Source organism: Thermodesulfobacterium hveragerdense DSM 12571, assembly GCF_000423845.1.
GTDB lineage: Bacteria > Desulfobacterota > Thermodesulfobacteria > Thermodesulfobacteriales > Thermodesulfobacteriaceae > Thermodesulfobacterium > Thermodesulfobacterium hveragerdense.
Map to the genome: position 1 here is coordinate 71,322 of NZ_AUIT01000002.1, position 19,120 is coordinate 90,441.

The 19,120-nt window shown below is 35.0% G+C and carries 24 protein-coding genes and 1 tRNA gene; 3 read left to right on the plus strand and 22 right to left on the minus strand.

The annotated features are described in order from the left end of the window. Positions 1–65 precede the first annotated feature (65 nt). The 3 genes from G580_RS0101525 (at position 66) to G580_RS0101535 (ending at position 2,824) form a co-directional block, all read left to right on the plus strand. Complete coding sequence (locus tag G580_RS0101525) at positions 66–929, plus strand: NAD(P)-dependent oxidoreductase (RefSeq protein WP_281168566.1); 864 nt, start codon at positions 66–68, stop codon at positions 927–929. A 230-nt stretch (positions 930–1,159) separates the two neighbouring features. After that, positions 1,160–2,209 (plus strand): uroporphyrinogen decarboxylase/cobalamine-independent methonine synthase family protein, encoded by a 1,050-nt coding sequence (locus G580_RS0101530; RefSeq protein WP_051172967.1) that lies wholly within the window; start codon positions 1,160–1,162, stop codon positions 2,207–2,209. 15 nt (positions 2,210–2,224) lie between these two features. Beyond that, on the plus strand, positions 2,225–2,824 hold the full coding sequence (locus tag G580_RS0101535) for an HNH endonuclease (protein WP_028840740.1): 600 nt from the start codon (positions 2,225–2,227) through the stop codon (positions 2,822–2,824). A gap of 8 nt (positions 2,825–2,832) precedes the next feature. On the opposite strand, the gene G580_RS0101540 is transcribed toward G580_RS0101535, so the two are convergent. From G580_RS0101540 to G580_RS09550, 22 genes are all read right to left on the minus strand, one after another. Next, complete coding sequence (locus tag G580_RS0101540; RefSeq protein WP_028840741.1) at positions 2,833–3,723, minus strand: DnaJ C-terminal domain-containing protein; 891 nt, start codon at positions 3,721–3,723, stop codon at positions 2,833–2,835. Between the two features lie 18 nt (positions 3,724–3,741). Continuing rightward, a complete protein-coding gene (locus G580_RS0101545) occupies positions 3,742–4,563 on the minus strand; it encodes a CheR family methyltransferase (RefSeq protein ID WP_028840742.1) in 822 nt (273 codons plus the stop codon). 4 nt (positions 4,564–4,567) lie between these two features. Continuing rightward, a complete protein-coding gene (locus G580_RS0101550) occupies positions 4,568–5,596 on the minus strand; it encodes a protein-glutamate methylesterase/protein-glutamine glutaminase (RefSeq protein WP_028840743.1) in 1,029 nt (342 codons plus the stop codon). Positions 5,597–5,600: 4 nt separating this feature from the next. After that, positions 5,601–5,981 (minus strand): response regulator, encoded by a 381-nt coding sequence (locus G580_RS0101555; RefSeq protein ID WP_245542823.1) that lies wholly within the window; start codon positions 5,979–5,981, stop codon positions 5,601–5,603. Between the two features lie 15 nt (positions 5,982–5,996). Next, complete coding sequence (locus G580_RS0101560; RefSeq protein ID WP_028840745.1) at positions 5,997–6,797, minus strand: hypothetical protein; 801 nt, start codon at positions 6,795–6,797, stop codon at positions 5,997–5,999. 15 nt (positions 6,798–6,812) lie between these two features. Further along, a complete protein-coding gene (locus tag G580_RS0101565; RefSeq protein ID WP_028840746.1) occupies positions 6,813–7,154 on the minus strand; it encodes an RNA polymerase sigma factor in 342 nt (113 codons plus the stop codon). Between the two features lie 2 nt (positions 7,155–7,156). After that, a complete protein-coding gene (locus G580_RS0101570) occupies positions 7,157–7,945 on the minus strand; it encodes a hypothetical protein (protein WP_028840747.1) in 789 nt (262 codons plus the stop codon). 1 nt (position 7,946) lies between these two features. After that, positions 7,947–8,330 (minus strand): chemotaxis response regulator CheY, encoded by a 384-nt coding sequence (locus tag G580_RS0101575; RefSeq protein WP_028840748.1) that lies wholly within the window; start codon positions 8,328–8,330, stop codon positions 7,947–7,949. Positions 8,331–8,335: 5 nt separating this feature from the next. Continuing rightward, positions 8,336–9,085 carry a sigma-70 family RNA polymerase sigma factor gene (locus G580_RS0101580; RefSeq protein ID WP_169357055.1) on the minus strand — a complete coding sequence of 250 codons (750 nt, stop codon included), beginning with the start codon at positions 9,083–9,085 and terminating at the stop codon, positions 8,336–8,338. Between the two features lie 21 nt (positions 9,086–9,106). Then, on the minus strand, positions 9,107–9,898 hold the full coding sequence (locus G580_RS0101585; protein ID WP_028840750.1) for a MinD/ParA family protein: 792 nt from the start codon (positions 9,896–9,898) through the stop codon (positions 9,107–9,109). A gap of 34 nt (positions 9,899–9,932) precedes the next feature. Further along, the gene (locus tag G580_RS0101590; protein ID WP_028840751.1) at positions 9,933–10,928 is read right to left on the minus strand and encodes a flagellar biosynthesis protein FlhF; all 996 of its coding nucleotides are present in this window, start codon (positions 10,926–10,928) and stop codon (positions 9,933–9,935) included. Between the two features lie 8 nt (positions 10,929–10,936). Further along, positions 10,937–13,006, minus strand: a complete 2,070-nt coding sequence (flhA, locus tag G580_RS0101595) for a flagellar biosynthesis protein FlhA (RefSeq protein WP_028840752.1) — start codon at positions 13,004–13,006, stop codon at positions 10,937–10,939. 4 nt (positions 13,007–13,010) lie between these two features. Continuing rightward, a complete protein-coding gene (gene flhB / locus G580_RS0101600; protein WP_028840753.1) occupies positions 13,011–14,081 on the minus strand; it encodes a flagellar biosynthesis protein FlhB in 1,071 nt (356 codons plus the stop codon). Between the two features lie 14 nt (positions 14,082–14,095). Then, a complete protein-coding gene (locus G580_RS0101605) occupies positions 14,096–14,872 on the minus strand; it encodes a flagellar biosynthetic protein FliR (RefSeq protein ID WP_028840754.1) in 777 nt (258 codons plus the stop codon). Between the two features lie 7 nt (positions 14,873–14,879). Continuing rightward, on the minus strand, positions 14,880–15,149 hold the full coding sequence (gene fliQ, locus G580_RS0101610) for a flagellar biosynthesis protein FliQ (RefSeq protein ID WP_028840755.1): 270 nt from the start codon (positions 15,147–15,149) through the stop codon (positions 14,880–14,882). 16 nt (positions 15,150–15,165) lie between these two features. Next, on the minus strand, positions 15,166–15,864 hold the full coding sequence (gene fliP / locus G580_RS0101615; protein WP_028840756.1) for a flagellar type III secretion system pore protein FliP: 699 nt from the start codon (positions 15,862–15,864) through the stop codon (positions 15,166–15,168). Next, positions 15,854–16,105, minus strand: coding sequence for a FliO/MopB family protein (locus tag G580_RS0101620; RefSeq protein WP_028840757.1), 252 nt, complete (start codon positions 16,103–16,105; stop codon positions 15,854–15,856). Before G580_RS0101620 ends, fliP begins: the two co-directional genes overlap by 11 nt. Before the next feature lie 3 nt (positions 16,106–16,108). Further along, a complete protein-coding gene (fliN, locus tag G580_RS09545) occupies positions 16,109–16,630 on the minus strand; it encodes a flagellar motor switch protein FliN (protein WP_038041283.1) in 522 nt (173 codons plus the stop codon). A gap of 19 nt (positions 16,631–16,649) precedes the next feature. Beyond that, positions 16,650–17,630, minus strand: coding sequence for a flagellar motor switch protein FliM (gene fliM, locus G580_RS0101630; protein WP_028840758.1), 981 nt, complete (start codon positions 17,628–17,630; stop codon positions 16,650–16,652). Between the two features lie 2 nt (positions 17,631–17,632). Then, positions 17,633–18,130, minus strand: coding sequence for a flagellar basal body-associated FliL family protein (locus G580_RS0101635; protein ID WP_028840759.1), 498 nt, complete (start codon positions 18,128–18,130; stop codon positions 17,633–17,635). Between the two features lie 209 nt (positions 18,131–18,339). After that, positions 18,340–18,433, minus strand: a tRNA-Ser gene (locus G580_RS0101640). 49 nt (positions 18,434–18,482) lie between these two features. Beyond that, positions 18,483–19,067: a biotin transporter BioY gene (locus tag G580_RS09550; protein WP_051172971.1), complete on the minus strand. Its 585-nt coding sequence runs from the start codon at positions 19,065–19,067 to the stop codon at positions 18,483–18,485. Positions 19,068–19,120: the final 53 nt, after the last annotated feature.

A 19,120-nucleotide genomic window follows, 5' to 3' on the forward strand; every position in this document is an offset into this window, starting at 1 on the left:
AGGTGAAATTGTTGTATATTTTTTATTTAATTAAACGAAAAGCAAAAAGTTGAGAAAAACATGAGGTGAGTTTTATGAAAATAGGGTTTATAGGCCTTGGGACCTTAGGTAGAGAAATAGTTAAAAGATTAGTTTCTCAAGGTGTTGAGTTAATCGTTTGGAATAGGTCTAAAGAGAGAGCTAAACAGTTGGGACTTGAGTTGGTAGAAACCCCTAAAGACTTGATGTCTATGGTAGATAAAGTTTTTGTCATCGTTTCTGACAGTGAGGCTTCCAAAAAGGTTGTTTTTGGAAAAGACGGTCTTGTTAAAGGTGATATTCAGGGAAAAACCATCATAGATTTAACTACCAACCATTATCGATACGTGGTTGAAGCTGAAAAAGAGTTAAAACAAAAAGGAGCTTATTATTTAGAAGCTCCTTTGCTTGGTTCTGTTGTCCCGGCACAAAGGGGTGAGTTAACCGTTTTGGTTGGTGGTGATAAAAATAAATTTGAGGAAATAAAGGGTATTTTTGAAAAATTTTGTCGTAATATCATTTACTTAGGTGAAATAGGAAAAGCTACTAAACTGAAACTTATAAATAACATGGTATTAGGTGGTTACATGGCAGTCCTTGCTGAAGCTATAGCCATAGGAGAAAAGGCTGGTTTAGAAAAAGACTTGCTTTTAGAAGTGCTTTCTAACGGAGCTGGACGGTCTTATGTTCTTGAAGTAAAAAAACAAAAACTTCTTGAAGAAAATTTTGAACCGCATTTTTCTGTTGATTTAATCTATAAAGACCTTGACTATGCTCAGGACTTACTTAAAGATTTAAAAGCTTTTAGTATGTCTTTGCAGAATGTAAAAGAGGCTTATGGGCTTGCCAGAAGTAAAGATTTAGGTCATTTGGATTTTTCTGCAGTGTATAAAATATTTAAGACAGATTAGCTTTTAAGCCTTACTTTATAAATAGAATTTTTTTCATAGTTATAAATTTCCGATAATGTATATTATGTAAAATAAAGTTTCTGATCTTAAGAACCCTATAGGAACCTTGTATAAAAATCTTGGAAAAAACTCTTTGTTCTGTCTTGCCTTTATCTAAATTTTTAGTTAAAGTTATAAAAACTTTTTTAAGTTTTTGGTAATTTATTCAAGATTAAGGGGGGTTTTATCTTATGGAGGCTATCGTTCAAAACTTAAAAACCACTCATATAGGAAGTCTTCCTTTTTCTGACCCTGAAAAAGCTGTAAAAATGGTTTTTGAATACTTAGACATCCCTGCTTGGCCTCAACTATCTAAACGTAAAAAAGAAGGTATGCTCGTTCAGTTTAACGAAGGTCTTCCAGGGTTTAACTGGGAAAAAGAAGTCTTAGATATATCTTCCACTGATTTTGAAGAACAGATGATGATCTTTTATGAAAACTATCTGAAAATCATGGAAGAAAATCAGTTGTCTGAGTTGGCTAACTTTGAACTCACAGAATCTACCGCCCTTGGTTTTAAGTTTTTTTTAGAAATAGCCTCTCAAGTTAAACCTGAGGTTGTAAAAGGCCAAATCACAGGCCCCTTTACCTTGGCCTCAAGTTTGAAACTACCTAATGGAGAAAGTCCCCTTTTTAGGGAAGACCTTAAAGACCTTATCGTCAAGTTTGTACTGATTAAAGCCTTGGCTCAAGGATTAAAACTTAAAAAGATCTCCCCTAACGTAATTTTGTTTCTTGATGAACCAGGTCTTGCAGGTTTTGGCTCATCATCTTTTATTACCGTTACTAAAGAAGACGTTCTAAACATGTTAAATGAGGTGATTTCAGGTTTAAAAAATTTTAAACTTATGACAGGCATTCATATCTGTGCTAATACTTCTTGGGATCTTCCCTTAAGCTCTGAAATAGATATCTTAAGTTTTGACAGTTTTAATTTTTACGAAAAATTAAGTATTTATGCTGAAGAACTTAGAAAATTTCTTGAAAAAGAGAATAAGTATTTAGCCTGGGGAGTTGTGCCAACAGATAGCACTCAGTTAAAAGAGACAAGTTTTGAAGAGGTTTTGAAAAAGTTTGAGACTCAGTTGAAGGATCTTGCTGTAAAGCTCGGATTTTCTGAAGAAGAACTGTTGAAAAAGAGTTTGTTTACTCCTGCCTGTGGTTTAGGAAGTCTTTCTGAAGACTTAGCTTTAAAAGCCTTGGAATGGCTTAAACGATTTAAACAAACTCTTAACTTATAATAACTTATAAAATAAATGAAAAATTCGCTTTTAAACGAAAAGATTTTAGTTTTAAACAAGTATTACCAGGCAATACAGATAACTACGGCACAGAAGGCTATATGCCATTTGGTTAAAGGTACCGCAAAGGTAATAACCCCAGATTGGACTACCCACACGTTTGAGGAATGGATAAAGGTAAGCAAGTTTTATGAAAATGGAGCTCAACTGATTAAGAGTCCTTCTATCTCTATCGTTATACCTGAGGCTATCTATTTACCTTTTTATGAAAGACTTCCTAAAACCGAAGTTATTTTTTCCAGACAGAATTTGTTTTTACGCGATCGTTTTACCTGTCAGTATTGTGGAAAATTTTTAAAAAATCCTAAGGATAGAACTATAGATCATATAATCCCTAAAAGTCAGGGAGGAAAGACTGTTTGGACTAACGTAGTCCTTTGTTGTAAAAAATGTAACCTAAAAAAAGGTAACAAAACCCCTGAAGAGGCAGGACTAAAACTTTTGAAAATCCCAAAACCACCTAAATGGCAATCTCTTATTCTGGAAGAGTTCCCAAAACATAAAAAGGAAGTATGGAAGGTGTTTTTAGACTTTGCTGGAATAATAGAGGATTAAATTCGCTGCTATTTTTCTATAAACTCTACTACTTTTTTGAGTAAGTCTTTTGCTTTTGTAGGAAGTTTTTTAGGTAGATAAATATGGTAATCAACGATTAAATTTCCTCTTTTTCCGTTGGGAAGAAAAGGACCTCTACCTTTAAGGATGACAGGGTGGCCTTCTGTAAAAAGGGAAGAAGAAACCACCTCTTCGCCTTCCAAGGTTTTGATGGTGATAAAATCGTTTAACAAAATCTCCCAAAAGGGAATTTGACAGCGGTATTTTAGGTTTCCATCTACCAAAGAAAAATAAGGATGGGGTTTAATGATTACTTCTAAGTAAAGATCGTAATCAACTCCAAGGATTTCTTTTTCTACATAAAGATAATCCCCTTCTTTTAATCCTAAGGGTATTTCTAACCAAAACTCATTAAGTATTTTAACATATCCTTTACCTTTGCATTCTTCACACTTTTCAGTTAGTATAACACCTTGACCTCTACAATAAGGACAGGTAAGATAAGAGATCGCCTCTTTCCTTTGGTCATAAGTTTCTACAAAACCAATTCCTTTACAGAAACCGCATTGAGAAAGTGGACCGTCTTTTTTCTTACCTAATCCTTCACATTTTGGGCAGACCTTCTCTTCTCCAGGAATGGTAATTTTCTTTTTTCCTCCAAGGGCTACCTCTTCTACCGTTAACTCTAAAACAGAAAAAAAATAATTTCCCTTTAAAACAGGATTTTTTAGAACTTTAACTTTAGAGGTTTCCCTGTAAGATTGAAAGAATTCTTCATAACTTTTTATAAACTCTAAAAATTCTTCTCTATCTCCTCCTCTATCAGGATGAAGTTTTTTAACCGTTTCTCTAAAAAATCTTTTAGCTTCTTCAAAAGAATTGAATTGTCTAAAATTCATAGGCTAAAGGGTTAAAATCTAATCTTTTTTATAATAACAGACGGTCTTTCCTAAGATTTTCTTTTCCATGTCTGGAAAAGAAACCGGAGCTATCTCTGTAGCCCCTAAAATTAAATAACCACCAGGTTTTAAAGCATTCCACAAATCTCTGAAAACTTTTTGTTTTGTTTCTTGAGCAAAGTATATCAGAACATAACGACAAAAGATTATATCAAATTTTGTCTTTACTTTTTGCGAGACTTCAAGAAGGTTTAAAATCTCAAAACGGACCATATTTTTTAGGTTATCGTTTATTTTCCAGTGAGCTCCTTCTTGTTTAAAATGCTTGACCAAAAATACCACAGGTAATCCTCTGTTGACCTCTATTTGGTTGTAAACTCCAGTTTTAGCCTTTTCTATACTTTTTTTGGAGATATCCGTAGCATAGATATCTATTTGATAAGTCTTTAAATAAGATTGGAAGTATTCGTGAAGAAGTAAAGCAATGCTATAAGGCTCTTGCCCAGTTGAACAAGCGGCAGACCAGATAGATATTTTCTTTTCTTTCTCTCTTTTTTTAAACAACTCAGGAAAAATCTGGTTTTTTAAAGTATCAAAGGGATGTTGGTCTCTAAAAAAATAAGTCTCATTGGTAGTCAGAGAATCTACAATTTCGTTTATTAATTTATAGTCAGGTCTTGATTTTACTATTTTATAAAGTTCTTCTGCATTGTTATATCCCAAGGTTAAAGCAAGCTCGTTTAACCTGCTCTCTATCAAGTATTCTTTACCTTCTTTATAGGAAATACCACTTATTTTTTCAACCAGAGTTGTAAAAAACTCAAATATCTCTCTTTGCATTTTCTTACACCTTAAAAATTTCTTTTAACCTTTGAGGTATCTGCTCTAAGCTTAAAACTTCATCTGCTAATCCAGCTTCTATTACAGCCTTAGGCATTCCAAAGACAACTGATGTTTCAGCATCTTGTGCTAAAATTACCCCACCCTGTTCTTTTATCTTTTTAGAACCTTCCTTACCATCACTACCCATACCTGTCAAAATAAGCCCTACAGAACCACCGTTGTAATAATCAGCTATAGATTCAAACAGTTCATCTACCGCAGGACGGCAAAAATTTCTGGGTGGTCCTTGATGAAGACGAATTCTAAGTTCTCCGTTTTCTCTTTTAACTACCATATGAAAATCTCCAGGAGCTATGTAAACCAGCCCCGACTTAACAGGCTCTCCTTGTTCTCCTTCTTTTACTTTAAGTTGCGAAAGACTATCAAGACGCTCTGCAAGTTGCTTAGTAAAAAGAGGGGGCATGTGTTGAACAATAAGGATAGGAACAGGGAAATTTTTAGGAATTTTGGGAATAATCTGCATCAAAGTTTGTGGACCACCTGTAGAAACACCTATACCTAAAACTTTAAAATCTTCTCTCTTGAACGCCTTTTTTACCGTAGAAGGACGATAGATAGGTTGTATTCTTTTTAAAGGAACAACGCTTTTTATTTTAGGTATGAGCTGATCCTTGATCTGTTTTACACTTTCTAAAAAAGATTTGGTAGAAGGTTTAGGGACAAAGTCGTATGCCCCTAAAGCGAGTGCTTCAATAGTTGCTTTAGCTCCTTCTTGGGTTAAAGAAGAGAACATAATAACCTTAGAAGAGGGAACTTCCTTTTTGAGGACCTTTAATGCCTCAAGTCCATCCATCTCAGGCATTTCGATGTCTAACGTGATAACATCAGGTTTTAAAGCTTTAGCCTTTTCTATCGCTTCACGACCGGTTTTGGCGGTATCAACTACCTCTATATCCTTTTCTTCTTTTAAAATATCTACTATCAATTTTCTCATGATAGCAGAATCATCAACCACAAGGACACGGATCATAAGTTTAGAACCCCTCTAAAAGAAATTTAATCTTCGTTTCAAGCATCTCTTTATCAAAGGGTTTCATCAAGTATTCATTAGCCCCTGCTAAGATAGCATCTATTACGCTTTTTTGCTGATTCTCTGTGGTAACCATCATAACCTTGATATCAGACCATTTAGGGTTGGCACGAAGTTTTACTAAAAATTCATAACCATTCATCACTGGCATATGCCAGTCAAGTAAAATAATTTGAATGTCTGGATGCTCGTTGAGAACCTTTAAGGCTTCCTCTCCATTTTCTGCCTCAACTACTTCAAACCCCATCTCTTCTAAATATTTCCTCTCTATTTGCCTTATAGCATTAGAATCATCTACTACCATCGCTTTTTTCATCCTTATCATACCTCTTTTAAACTTTTAAACACGTTTTTCTAATATAGACCCTGGTAAACTTTCTTCATAAGATATTTTAATTATAACCTGATTTTGACTGAAAATAAAGAGGTTTTTTAGATTTTTATGTTCTATCTTAGCAAGTTCATAGGCCTCTTTGGTATAAAAATAGAGCTCTAACAGAATTTCTCTTTCGTCATAACTGATAAAACATTCAACCAGTCCTAAGTATTCTCCATAAAACTTAAGGTAAAAAAGCTTTATTTTTCCCTTTCTTTCTTGAGGAGGTCCTAATTCTATGTATCCCCAAGAACGTTCATCGTTAAACAGAAAGGGGATAAACAAACTATCTTCCTGATATAAAAGAGTTGAAGCTTTAACTTTGTCCCCTAAAAGTTCTTTAATACCTTCTTCTAAGGATTTACTTTTTTTGTCTTTTTTGATAAAAAGATCTGTCAATAAATTAGAAAGGAGTTTTAACTCTTCTTTTACGTAAGGAATGTTAACTTCTTCTTTTTTACCCGCTTGAGAAAGAAGATATAAAATCTTTAAATCATTACTGGTTTTTTCTCCAGAAACAACCTGAAGTACCACCGGGTTTCCTGTTTGCAAAACTTTTACCCTGATATTTTCTCCAACCTTAAAATCCTCTGGATTTACTGTCCCAGCTATCCTTGCTTGAAATTTTTCTCCTCCTAACTCAAGATTTAAGGTTTTACCCTCAATCCCTACAACCCTGATAACTAACTCTCTACCTGGACGACTAAAGAGAAACCAAAGGTTTTCTGGAAGATAAAGTATAGGTGCAGGGGCTGTTATTTGCATGGTTTTATCTTATTTTTACCTTAGTTTTTTAGAGGATAAGATAACCTCTACTTCTGCCTCACTTATTTTAAGCTGCTTAGCTATCTCTTTAGGACTTAACCCTCTATCTGAAAGATAAAAAACCTGTTCTTTAACCGACCTATCCTTAAATTTTCCCTCTGTTAAAGGTTTAGAGGTCTTTTGAAGTTCTTCTAATTTTTTTACCAACTCTTGAGCCCTTTCTATACTTTCTTTGACTTCTTCCCATGGAAGGTCAAACACCTTTTTAAATTTTAGATAAAAAAACACAAAACCTGCTATCATCAGAAGATCTACCACCACAAGAATAACTAAAAAAGTAACAGTCAAAACCCCCATCTTTAACCCCTAAATACCACTCCCTCTATTTCTATTTTCTGTGGAACAGGAGTTATTCCCTTTTTCTTGATTTCCTCTTTTAATTTTTCTTCTAATTCCTTTTTCTTGTTTACATCAAACCAAACAGATAAAGGGACTTTTTGTAATTTTTCATAGATGAATTCTCTGTAAGCTATTTCTGAATTCACGATTTCTTTCATAGTCGTACTGTTATCAAAATAAAATATCATATCTACGTTTAAATAATCCTTGTTTTCTACAGGGATTAAAAGTTCTTTCATTTCAAGCTTATAGGGATAGTATGTGTCTTTTTGTTCTATTTGAGAGATGATGATTTTGGAGACCTTGGAAGTTTTAGTGGCGTTTACAGGTGTTTTTTTCTCAACCGAAAATTCGGTTATTTCAGAGGGAGGCTCAACCTTATAAGTTTGCTGAGGTTCTTTAAAAAAAAAGATTTTAAATACTAAAAAAATACCTGTCAAAAGCAATACAGTAGAACCTAATATACCCCATATCCATGGATTTTTTAATTTTTCCAAATAACTTATTTTAGAGGCTTTAGGTGTCTCTTCTGAAGGTATTTCCTGAGAAACAGATTCTTCAGGTTTTTCTATCAAATCTTCTACTAACGTAGAGGCTTTTTCAGGAGGAAGAACTTCTTCCTTGGTTTCCTGTTCGACTTTTACCCCCTCTTGTTTTTCATATTGAGATGATTCTTTTATTTCTTCTGAAGAAGTTTGTTCTACATCTTTTTTGATCTCTTCTAAGTCCTTTTTTAGTTCTTCTTCCAAACTATCCTCCTAAAACTTTTTCTAATTTTTCCTTTAAAGTTTCAGGGGTAAAAGGCTTAACTATATATTGATTAACCCCGTGTTTTATAGCCTCTATAACGTTGTCTTTTTGTGCCTCAGCTGTTACCATTACAAAGAGAATGTCTTTAAGATTAGGGTCGTTTCTTACTGCTTTTAAAAGATCAAGACCACTCATCTTAGGCATGTTCCAGTCAGAAATGATAAGGTCTATTTTTTCTTTTTTTAATAGTTCTAATGCAGAACTTCCGTCGTCTGCTTCCAAGATATTTTTAAAACCTAACTGGGTTAAGATGTTTTTTATGATCTTTCTCATCGTAGCAAAATCGTCTACTACCAATACCTTTAAATCAGTATTTAAAGACATACTCCTTACCCTCCTCTCTTAGGTTGGTTTAAAATACTTCTAAGTTTTATGATAGCTTGGTTGTGAAGTTGAGAAACTCTACTTTCTGTACACTCCAAAACTTTTGCAATTTCTTTCATCGTAAGTCCTTCATAGTAATAAAGAGCCAAAACTAAACGCTCTTTTTCGGTAAGATATTCTAAAGCCTTTTCAAGCTCTTCCTGTAATTCTTTTAAGGAATATTGTTCAAAGGGGTCATCTTTAGTAGACCCTATAAACTCAAAAATGTCCTCTTCTTCTAACTCAGGGATTCTCTGTTTAAAGCTTTGAATGTCTATAAAAGTAATCCCTTTAATGTTTTCTAAAAACCTGTGATATTCGTCTAAGCTTAAATTCATAGCCTTAGCTATCTCTGTTTCTTCTGGCATTCTTCCTAAATCTTTATATAAATCTTTTACTTTATTTTCTAATTCAGAAATTTTATCTCTTATACTTCTTGGTATTATATCTATTTTTCGAATTTCATCAAGCATCGCTCCTTTAATTCTAAACTCAGCAAAGGTTCTAAATTTGACTTTTTTGGCAGGATCATATCGATGATATGCCTCTATCAGACCTATAACCCCTGCAGACACCAAATCTTCTTTGCTAATCACAGGCTGCCCCTGAAAATGATATCTATTAGCCCAATAGTTGATAGTTGGTAAAAATTCTTCTACTACCTTTTCTAAAGGAGGTTTTTGATAAAATATTTTGTTAATGATCTTCGGGACCATAAGACATCCTTTTACCATTTTTTATAAAGACACTACCCTCTCTAAAAAAGCCTCTAAACCTTGAGAAGCTTGAGGATTGTATTTCATAAGTTTGTAGGCTATTTCTTTAATTTTTAAGCTACAAGGTTTATCTGGACACATTAAAAGATAAGGAACTTGAGAACGGATGGCTTTTTTTACACACTCATCGTATGGGATTCCTCCCAGATAAGAAAGCTTTATTTCAGGTAAAAATTTTTCTTGCACATAAAGTAGTTGCTGATAGATTTTTTTCCCATCCTCTTCTTGATTTATCATGTTTACTACTAAATAAAAATCTTTAATACGATGTTTTTTATAGGCTACTTTTATCAAGGCATAGGCATCGGCTATGGAGGTAGGTTCAGGGGTACAAACTACTATTCTTTCTCCCCCTAATAGAAAGAAAAATAACACGTTTTCTGAAATACCGGCTGAAGAGTCAAAGATCAAATAATCATAGTTCTTAAAAGCCTCCTCCATTTGCTCTTTTAGAAGAAGTTTTTGCATAGAAGTTAGATGGGTAAGCTCTACTACCCCAGATCCTGCAGGTATGATGTCGATGTTGTAATCTGTGGGGTAGATAATATCCTTAAGGCTCATTTCTCCGTTTAACACATATCTTATGTCATATTTAGGAGAGATGCCTAACATAACGTCCACATTAGCTAGTCCTAAGTCTGCGTCAAAAATTAGTACCTTTTGTTGTAGTTGAGTAAGGGCTAATGAGAGGTTTATCACAAAGCTTGTCTTACCTACCCCACCTTTTCCACTAGCCACAGCTATGCTTCTCATAAAACCTCCTACTTTTTTATTTTCAAAAATTATTTTATTCAAAACCCCTTAAAAAAAGTTTTACTAAAACCTCTTCCTCAGCTTTTAACAAGTCTTCAGGAACTCTTTCTCCGTTAGAGATGAAGGTTAGAGGAGGAAGATTGCTCTCTAACAACCAAAGTATAGGTAAACTATTTTTTATCTTATCTGTGAAGGTCAAAAATACTCCCTCTACCGGAAGTTTTTCGATCTTTTCCCACAACCGTAAACCAAACTCAAAATGCTCTGTGGCTTTGACTACCCACTGAAACCTTAAAAACGGTAGCCTTTGCGCAAGTTCTTCTAAATCGAGGGTGCTAAACTTTTTGTTGAGCCCTGGTGTGTCTACTAAAATATAATCATATTTATTTAAACTTTGGGCTATTTCTTTAAAATCTTCTATGTCTACTATGTCAAAATCTATCTCCAAAAGTTCTGCTAACCTTTTTGTCTGAAAAGCGCCTCCTATTTTATAGGTGTCTAAACTTAAAACCAACACCTTAGCTTCATACTTATACTTATACCAAACAGCTATTTTAAAAATGTTTGTAGTCTTACCTACCCCACCCTCTCCTATAAAAATTTGGTACTTAGAATGGGGAACCACCCCTTTTTCTTTTATTTTAACAGAGATATACTTAGGAAGGTCTAAGCTTTTTTCAACCATTTCTTTAGCGATAAAAGCTGGTATCCCTCTTTCTAAATATTTCAAGTAGGTTGCGTCTCTTAATCGAGGATGTAAAACTTCTTTTAAAAGATATTTAATTTCTTCTAAATCTTTTTTTAACCCTTGGTCAAAGGGATGAGAAAGACTTTCAGGCTTTTTGTCTTCAATCGTCGTAGAGACAACAGGGACTTCAGTTTCTTCGATGGCCGCGGTAATCTCAAAAAAATCTCCTTCTGGGGTTTTTACCTTTTCTGAGCTCAAAATAACTGCCTCTTCCCCAAATTCCTTTTTAACCTGATTTAAAGCCTCTAAAATCGTTCTACCTCTAAACTTTTTGATCTTCATCTTTTTTCCTACTCTCTCACTATCTTTACTACTTCTAACACCTCTATGTTAACCTCAAAGGGTATTTCTGCTTGCGAAACTACCGGAACATAATGGAGGCTTCTTTCTATCAATTTTCTAAGATGTCTTCTTATCGTAGGACTACAGATGATAACAGGAACTATGTTTTTTTGTCCTGCCCTTTCTACTGCTTGGGTTAAGGCTGCTACTATCTTGCTTCCTATTTTAGGGTCTACCATTAAAAATATTCCTTGCTCTGTTCTTTGAAGAGACTTCCTTAAGATTTCCTCTATATCATCACCTACCACTAATGCAGGGAGTTTGCCTTCGATTAAGTATGGCTTTACTATATACCTGTTTAACTTTTGTCTTACATATTCAGTAAGTACGTCAGGATCTTTTATGGAGGGAGCATAGTCACTTATGGTTTCAAAAATGGTGACATAATCTTTCAACGAAATACCCTCTTTTATTAAGTTTTGTAATACCTTCTGGATTAAAGTTAAATTAGCATTGTTTAAACATTCTTCAACTATTTTGGGATAATATTTACTAACACTGTCTAAGATCCTTTGAACTTCCTGTTTAGTCAAGAATTCGTCTGCATGTTTTTTTACTACCTCAGAAAGATGAGTAGTTATAACGGTAGAAAGGGTGACTACGGTAAAACCTGCCATTTCTGCCTCTTCTCTTTGGTCCTCAGAAATAAAATAGGCATTCATCCCAAAGGTAGGCTCTTTAGTAGGAATGGCTCCAGAAGGAGGAGGGAGGTCAGGGGTTGAGGGAAGAGCCATAAGATAGTTTGGCATAAGCTCTCCCTTAGCTATTTCGACTCCTTTTATCAGGATTACATATTCTCCAGGTTTGAGGCTTAAATTATCTCTTACATGAACAGAGGGTATCCTTATCCCTAATTCTTGGGCAAGATGTTTCCTTAGGTTTTTAATCCTTTCAAGTAAATCTCCTCCTCTGTTTTCATCAGCAAGATAAATCAAAGCATATCCTAACTCTAAGGCCAGAAGTTCTACAGGTCTTATTTCTTCTAACTCAGAAGGAGGTGGTGGAGCCTCTTCTTTAGCTACCTCTTCAGCCTCTACCTTTTGCTGATTTTTATAGGCTACATATCCTAAAGAAAAAAGGATTACGCTAAAAATAAAAAGAGGTAAAAAGGGAATTCCTGGTATCAAAGCTATAGCTAAAACTATGCCACTTGCCAACCAGAGTACCTCTGGTTTTTGGGCAAATTGCATTACTAAATCTTTACCAAGCCCTGCTTCTGCTGCAGCCCTACTAACCAAAATACCTGCTGAAGTAGAAATAATCAAAGCTGGAATCTGAGAGACTAATCCGTCTCCTATGGTGAGGATGGTATAAGTTTTGGCTGAGGTCGCAAGGTCTAAACCTTTTTGTAAAGTTCCGATAAGAATCCCACCTATGATGTTGATAGAAGTAATGATAAGTCCTGCTATAGCCTCTCCTCTTATAAACTTAGAAGCACCATCCATGGCTCCATAAAAATCAGCTTCCTTAGCGATTTCTTCACGTCTTTTTTTGGCCTCTTTTTCATCTATTAGACCTGCGTTTAAGTCCGCATCAATAGCCATTTGTTTACCTGGCATGGCATCGAGTGTGAACCTTGCAGCTACTTCAGCAATCCTACCAGCTCCTTTGGTAATAACCACAAAATTTATCAACACCAGGATTAAAAACACGATAAAACCAACTATATAATTGCCCCCTACAACTACTTCTCCAAAACTTTTAATGATATAACCAGCTGCCCCTGTACCTTCATGGCCTTTAAGGAGAATTACCCTAGTAGTTGCTATGTTCATCGCTAATCTAAAAAGGGTAGTTAAAAGTAAAAGAGCTGGAAACCCTGTAAAATCAAGAGGTTTATTCACTTGCATGGTCATGATTAGTATTAACACAGAAACAGAAAGGTTGAGGCTTAGGGAAATATCGATAAGATAAGGAGGGAGAGGAAAAAGCATGATAGCAAAAAGAACTACTATACCTAAAACAGCAAACATACTATAACGATCTGGAACGTATTTAGCCATTAAACTTTTTTCCATCTGTTTACATCACCTTTTTGTTTTTTAGTTTGTATACATAAGCCAAAACCTTGGCCACTACCTGATAAAGGTCTTGAGGAATAAATTCTCCTAAGTCTACTTTTTCATAAAGAAGCCTAGCTAAAGGTGGATCTTCATAGATAGGTACTTTATGTTCTTTAGCGATTTCCTTTATTTTTTGAGCCAGAAAATCTTTTCCTTTTGCTACCACCTGTGGAGCCGGATCTTTACCTATTTCATACTTAAGGGCTACAGCATAGTGGGTGGGGTTGGTAATAACCACATCTGCCTTGGGTACTTCGGCAAGCATCCTTCTTCTTGCCATCTCTCTTTGCTTTTGTCTTATCTTAGCCTTAACCAACGGGTCTCCCTCAGTCTGTTTTATCTCTTCTTTCAATTCTTTCCTGGTAAGTCTTAATTTTTTATCTAAATCCCAACGAGCATAAAACCAATCAAGAATTCCTAAAAACACAAGAAGTACCAAAAGCTTAGAAACGAAATCTTTTAAAAAAACTTTAAAACTAAAAGCTAAATAATTAGGAGAAACTCCAAAGAGTTTTAGGATATAAGGGAGATATTTTGTTATTATAAAATAAGAAACACCTGTGATGATGGCGAGTTTAACGATAACCTTTAATAGTTCAAACACAGCGGTAAGAGAAAAAAGTCTTTTAAACCCAGAAACTGGGTTAATTCTGTCAAAATTTAACCCAATGGCTTGGGAAGCCAAAACTCCACCTCCGGTTTGCAAAAGGTAAACCAAAATCACCACAAAACAAAGGATAGAAAAGAAAGGTAAAAGAACCTTTCCTAAGGTTTTAAGTAAAAAATGTGCCAAATATATCAAAAAAGAAAGATTTAAGTCTGTGTAGTAATTGTTTATGCAGTGATAAAAAATTAGGTAAAACTGCTGAAAAAACAGGAAACTTAACAACATAAAGCCAAAAAAGCCGGTACCTAATACTGCTACTGAGGAAAGTTCACGGCTTTTGACAATTTGTCCTCTTTTTCTGGCTTCCTCTCGCCGTCGAGGTGTGGGCTCTTCTGTCCTTTCCTCAAAAGGTTCTTCTGGCATGGGTCTCTACCTCTTTACTTAAAATATACAAAAATGCCATGTAACAGGTTAAAATAATTTTTAAGGCTTGGTACCATTATTTTAGGCAATAAGACCAACATAAGTCCAAGAAAGATTAAACCTATACCTATGGTTAGAGGAAAACTTACAAACATGATGTTTATCTGGGGTAGCAACCTACCCACTATAGCCAAGCTTACGTAAACTAACATCATAAGCACCATCAATGGAGCAAGAAACCTTATTCCTAAGTCAAACATCAATCGGCTTTTTTTTACCACCAAAAGCCCAAGGTTGTTGTCTAACCAAAAACTTCCAGGAGGAATTTTTTCAAAACTATAATAAATAAAACTTATCAGATAGTGGTGAAAGTCAAACGTAAAAAACACAAAAAGAAAGATGATGTAGATAAACTGAGAGATTACAGGCAAGCTAAAGCCTGAAAGAGGGTCTATGGTTTGGGTAATACCAAATCCCATCTGATATCCTACCAGTTCACCTCCTACCTGAATCCCAGCTAAGATAATCCTAAAAAGCAAAGATACCATAAAGATAAACAGAAAATCCGATACAAGCCATAAAAAGAGTTGATAGACGTTAAAAGACGAAGGGATGTTTATCTTAATCACCGGGGTTAAAACCAATCCCAAAACTAAAGAAAGGGCAATCCTATTTTTAGTAGGAAAATAAACTGCCCCAAAAACAGGAAAAAGCACAAAAAGAAGAAGGATTCTATAAAAAACCAAAAAAAACAGAAAAACCTGATTTTCAATAAACTCTAAAAGCCCCATCCTACCTTCAACTAATCAAATTTGGAATATTTAAGATTAAATTTTCAGTAAAGGAAGTCAGTTTCTTTAATAACCAAGGTAAGGTTAACACAAACACAACAATAAGTGCTAAAATCTTGGGGACAAAAGTAAGTGTCATTTCTTGGATTTGGGTTACTGCCTGTAAGATACTGATGACCAAACCAACGATTAAAGCAGTAAGCAAAAAGGGGCCAGAAACCAGAATACAAATTTTGATAGATTCTTTGGCCAATGTCAAAATAGTGGCATCTGTCATTTTATTAACACCTCCTTTAATGAAAACTTTTTACTAAAGACATTACGAGCAAATTCCATCCATCAACCAGCACGAACAATAAAAGTTTTACTGGAAGAGAGATCATCATAGGCGGGAGCATCAAGACTCCCATGGAAATTAACACACTTGAAATCACCACATCTATTATCAAAAAGGGTATGTATAATAAAAATCCTATCTGAAAGGCGGTTTTTAACTCACTTATCATAAAGGCTGGTACCAAAGTAAAAAAAGATACGTCATCAGGTGTTCTTGGACGCTCCTCTTGTCTGAGTTTAATAAAAAGTGCTAAGTCTTTTTCTCTGGTATTTTTTAACATAAAGTCTTTAAAGGGTTTTTGAGCTCTTTCCAGAAACTCTTTATCTCCTATCTGTTTGTTGAGGTAAGGTATAAAAGCCTGTTCATAGACAGCTTTAAAGGTAGGGGTCATGATAAAAAAGGTTAGAAATAAGGCTAAAGAAAGTAAAACCTGGTTAGGAGGAGTTTGTTGGGTACCTATGGCGTGTCTTAAGATGGAAAACACTACCACCAATCGGGTAAAAGAGGTTAGCATCAAAAGAAGGGCTGGAGCTATAGATAAAACAGTAAGTAAAATAAGTACTTGTATGATAGTAGAAAACTGTTCTGGAGTTTTAGCAGCTTCAACTCCTATCTTTACTGTAGGTAAAACAATGGTCAAAAAACTAACCATCATGCTTTATCTCCCCTAAAAGGCTAAATCCCTTGTCTGAATATCCTACCAAAAATTTTTTGCCTTCAACCTCTATTAACAAAATCTGTGCCTTATAACTTACAGGTTTAACTGCCAAAAGTTTGATTGAGTTTTCTGACGTATTTTTGACAGTATATTTTTTGTAAAAATGGAGGGCTATAGGGAATAAGCTTAAAACAAGCAGTAAAATTCCTATACTTTGTAGATAATAAAACCATTCCATAGGCTAAGACCCCAGTTTTTTAATCCTATCTTGAGCACTTATGATCTCAGTAATCCTTACCCCGAACCTATCGTTTACTACCACTACCTCTCCTTTTGCCATCAGTTTGCCGTTTACATAGACCTCTACAGGTTCTCCGGCAAACTTTTCCAACTCGATGATAGAACCTTGGTTGAGTTTTAGTAGATCTCTTATTAGCATTTTATTTCTACCTATTTCTACCGAAATTTCTAAGGGTATGTCTAAAATAAACTCTAAGTCTGGATGTAAACCTCCTTTTTGGGTTGGGCTAAGTTCCTCAAAGCTGACTGGCTGGGTAGGAGGTCTTTCTTTAACTGAGGGTTCTTTAGGTTGAAAAAGATCGTGGGATGACTCTTGAGAAACGGTTTGAACGCTTTCTTCTTTAGTTTCTGGAGTTCCAGCTTGAGCCTCTTTTAAAGCCTCTTCCCACATAGCCATCAAATCTTCAGGACTAAGAGTAGCTTCTTCTTGGGTTTGGCTATTAACCTTTTCTTCTTCAGCCATTTATGTTCCCCCTGATTTCTTATTTTTCTGTATGTTCTGAAGATAAAAATTTGTCTACCTGAATAGCAAGGTGGTTTTTAAAAACCCCTAATTTGCCTAAGATTTTAGGAACCCCTTCTATATAAACCTCTATTGGTTCTTCTACTTTTTTATCAAGGATTACCACATCTCCTACCTCAAGGTTTACTAAATCTTCTAAAGTAATGGTGCCTTTTCCTAAAAGGGCTTTAAGTTGTACGCTACTGTTAAGTATGTAGTTTTCTAAGTTCTTTTTCCAAGTTAGGTCTACATATTCTTCTAACTGATAAGGGGAATAAAGTTTATCTTTTATTGGTTGTAAGGTGCTTAGAGAATAACAAAAGAGTATCTTTCCGCTGATAGATTCAAGCTCTAACGTGTAACCAGTGACTACCACAGTTTCTTCAGGCATAAGTACCCTTGCAAACTGTGGATTTACTTCACCTCTAATATACTTAGGTTTTACAGGATAGATGTTTTTCCAAGCCTTTTCTAACTCGTTAAAAATAAGGTCCACCACTTTTTTCAGAAGTCTTTGTTCTATTGGTGTAAACTCTCTTCCTTCAACCTTGATGTGTTTTCTTTCTCCTCCTAAAAACCTTTCTATAAACAGGAAGGCCAAGGTAGCATCGATAATAAGAAGGGATTGCCCTTTAAGAGGTTCTAATTTAAAGATATGGATGGAGGTAGGTACAGGAATTTTGTTTAAAAAATCTTTGAACCTTTCCATCTGAAGGGGTAAATTGGAGATGTCTAACATTTCCCTTAAAAGGGTAGAAAGCTGCATCCTTAAGCTTCGAGCAAGTTGCTCGTTGATAACTTCAAGGCCTGGGATCTTAAGACGGGTAGATATGGTATAGTTTCTAAAATCAAAAGACTTAGCCTTAACCTCTTCTTTAACCTCTGGGGTAGTATCTATCTTGCCTTCAGAAAGTCCAGAAAGTAACGCATCTATTTCATCTTGGCTAAGTATTTTTTCCATAACTACTCCACTATGTATTGGGTTATGTAAACGGCTTGTAAAATTTCATCTCCTAAAGCTTCGTTGATCTTCATCAAGAGATCTTTTTTTATCGTCTCTTTAGCCTCTGGCTGGATTACTTCCTCTGGGGTTTTACTACTAAGATAGGTGATGATTACGTCTCTTATCATCGGTTCTTTTACTTTAATCTTCTCTTCAGCCTTTTTATCTGCTACCCCTAAGGCTAACCTTACTTGAAGGTATCGTTTCCCTGTAGGTTCTAAAAGATTTACCACCACTGGTTCCATAGGATAGATAACCTTAACTTCAACCTTTTCTTTTTTAGCCCCTTTTTTTCCTTCTTCCTTTTCTTCTCCTTTTTTACCCATCAAAAATAAAACCACCCCAGAAGCAAGAACTATTACCAAAACACCCAGCAACAACAATAATAAAAATTTCTTTTTTCCTCCTTTTTTCTCAGATGCCTGCTTCTCTGCCCCTTCTTTAACCTCTTCTGCCATAAGACCCTCCTCACTTTTTAGAAGTTTTATCAAAAATTATGCCAAGTTTTTAGGGATTGAAGTTTGCTAAAAACATTCTGGTTTTTCTTGGCTCCTGTCAAAAAATTAACATGATTGTCAAAAAATTATAAAACAAGAGTTTTTAATAAAAAGATAGCTAAGTTTATTAAACATGACAAGTGATTGAGACGATAACGATGAAAAAAGGATGGCGGAGGGGGCGGGATTCGAACCCGCGGTACGGGTTTTAGCCCGTACATGCGATTTCCAGTCGCACCCCTTCGTCCACTCGGGCACCCCTCCAAAATTCGTTTACATTTTAAAACCTAATCAAAGTTTTGGCAAGAGGTCTTTAGAACTTTTTAAAGCCAAACTTTAAGATAGAGACTACCAAAAAGATTTTTAACAGGTCTCCATAGATAAAGGGTAGACTTCCTATATTCAATAAAACTTTTAAGTCAGAAATTTTTAAAACCCAGCCTAACCAAACCAGTCCCAAAAGATGAATAAACCCAAAATTTACTAAGGTTAAAAGTAAAACAACTCCTGAAAAACTCTTAGCCCATTGAAATTTATGATATATCAAGCTAACCATCAAACTTGCAGGAAGAAAACTTAATAGATAACCTCCAGTAGGTCCTAAAAGCGTTAAAAAACCACCAGTTAACCCTGCAAACCAAGGAAACCCTAATCCACCTAAAAACAAATAGAAAAAATTAGCTAAACCACATCTAAAAGGAGAAAATAAAAGACCAGTCATAAAAACCCCAAAGGTCTGAAAGGTTACCGGTACAGGAGAAAAAGGAAGATAAAACTTAAGGTTAGAACAAATACCTATCAAAAGAGCTCCAATTAGTCCCCAAAAAATTTCTACCTTTACATGACTTTGCTTAAAAACTTCTGAACTTGAAACTGACATCTCTAAAAGCCTTTTCATAGTAGCCCTCCTGGTTGTAAGATAGGATTTTTAGTTAACTTAATATTATATCC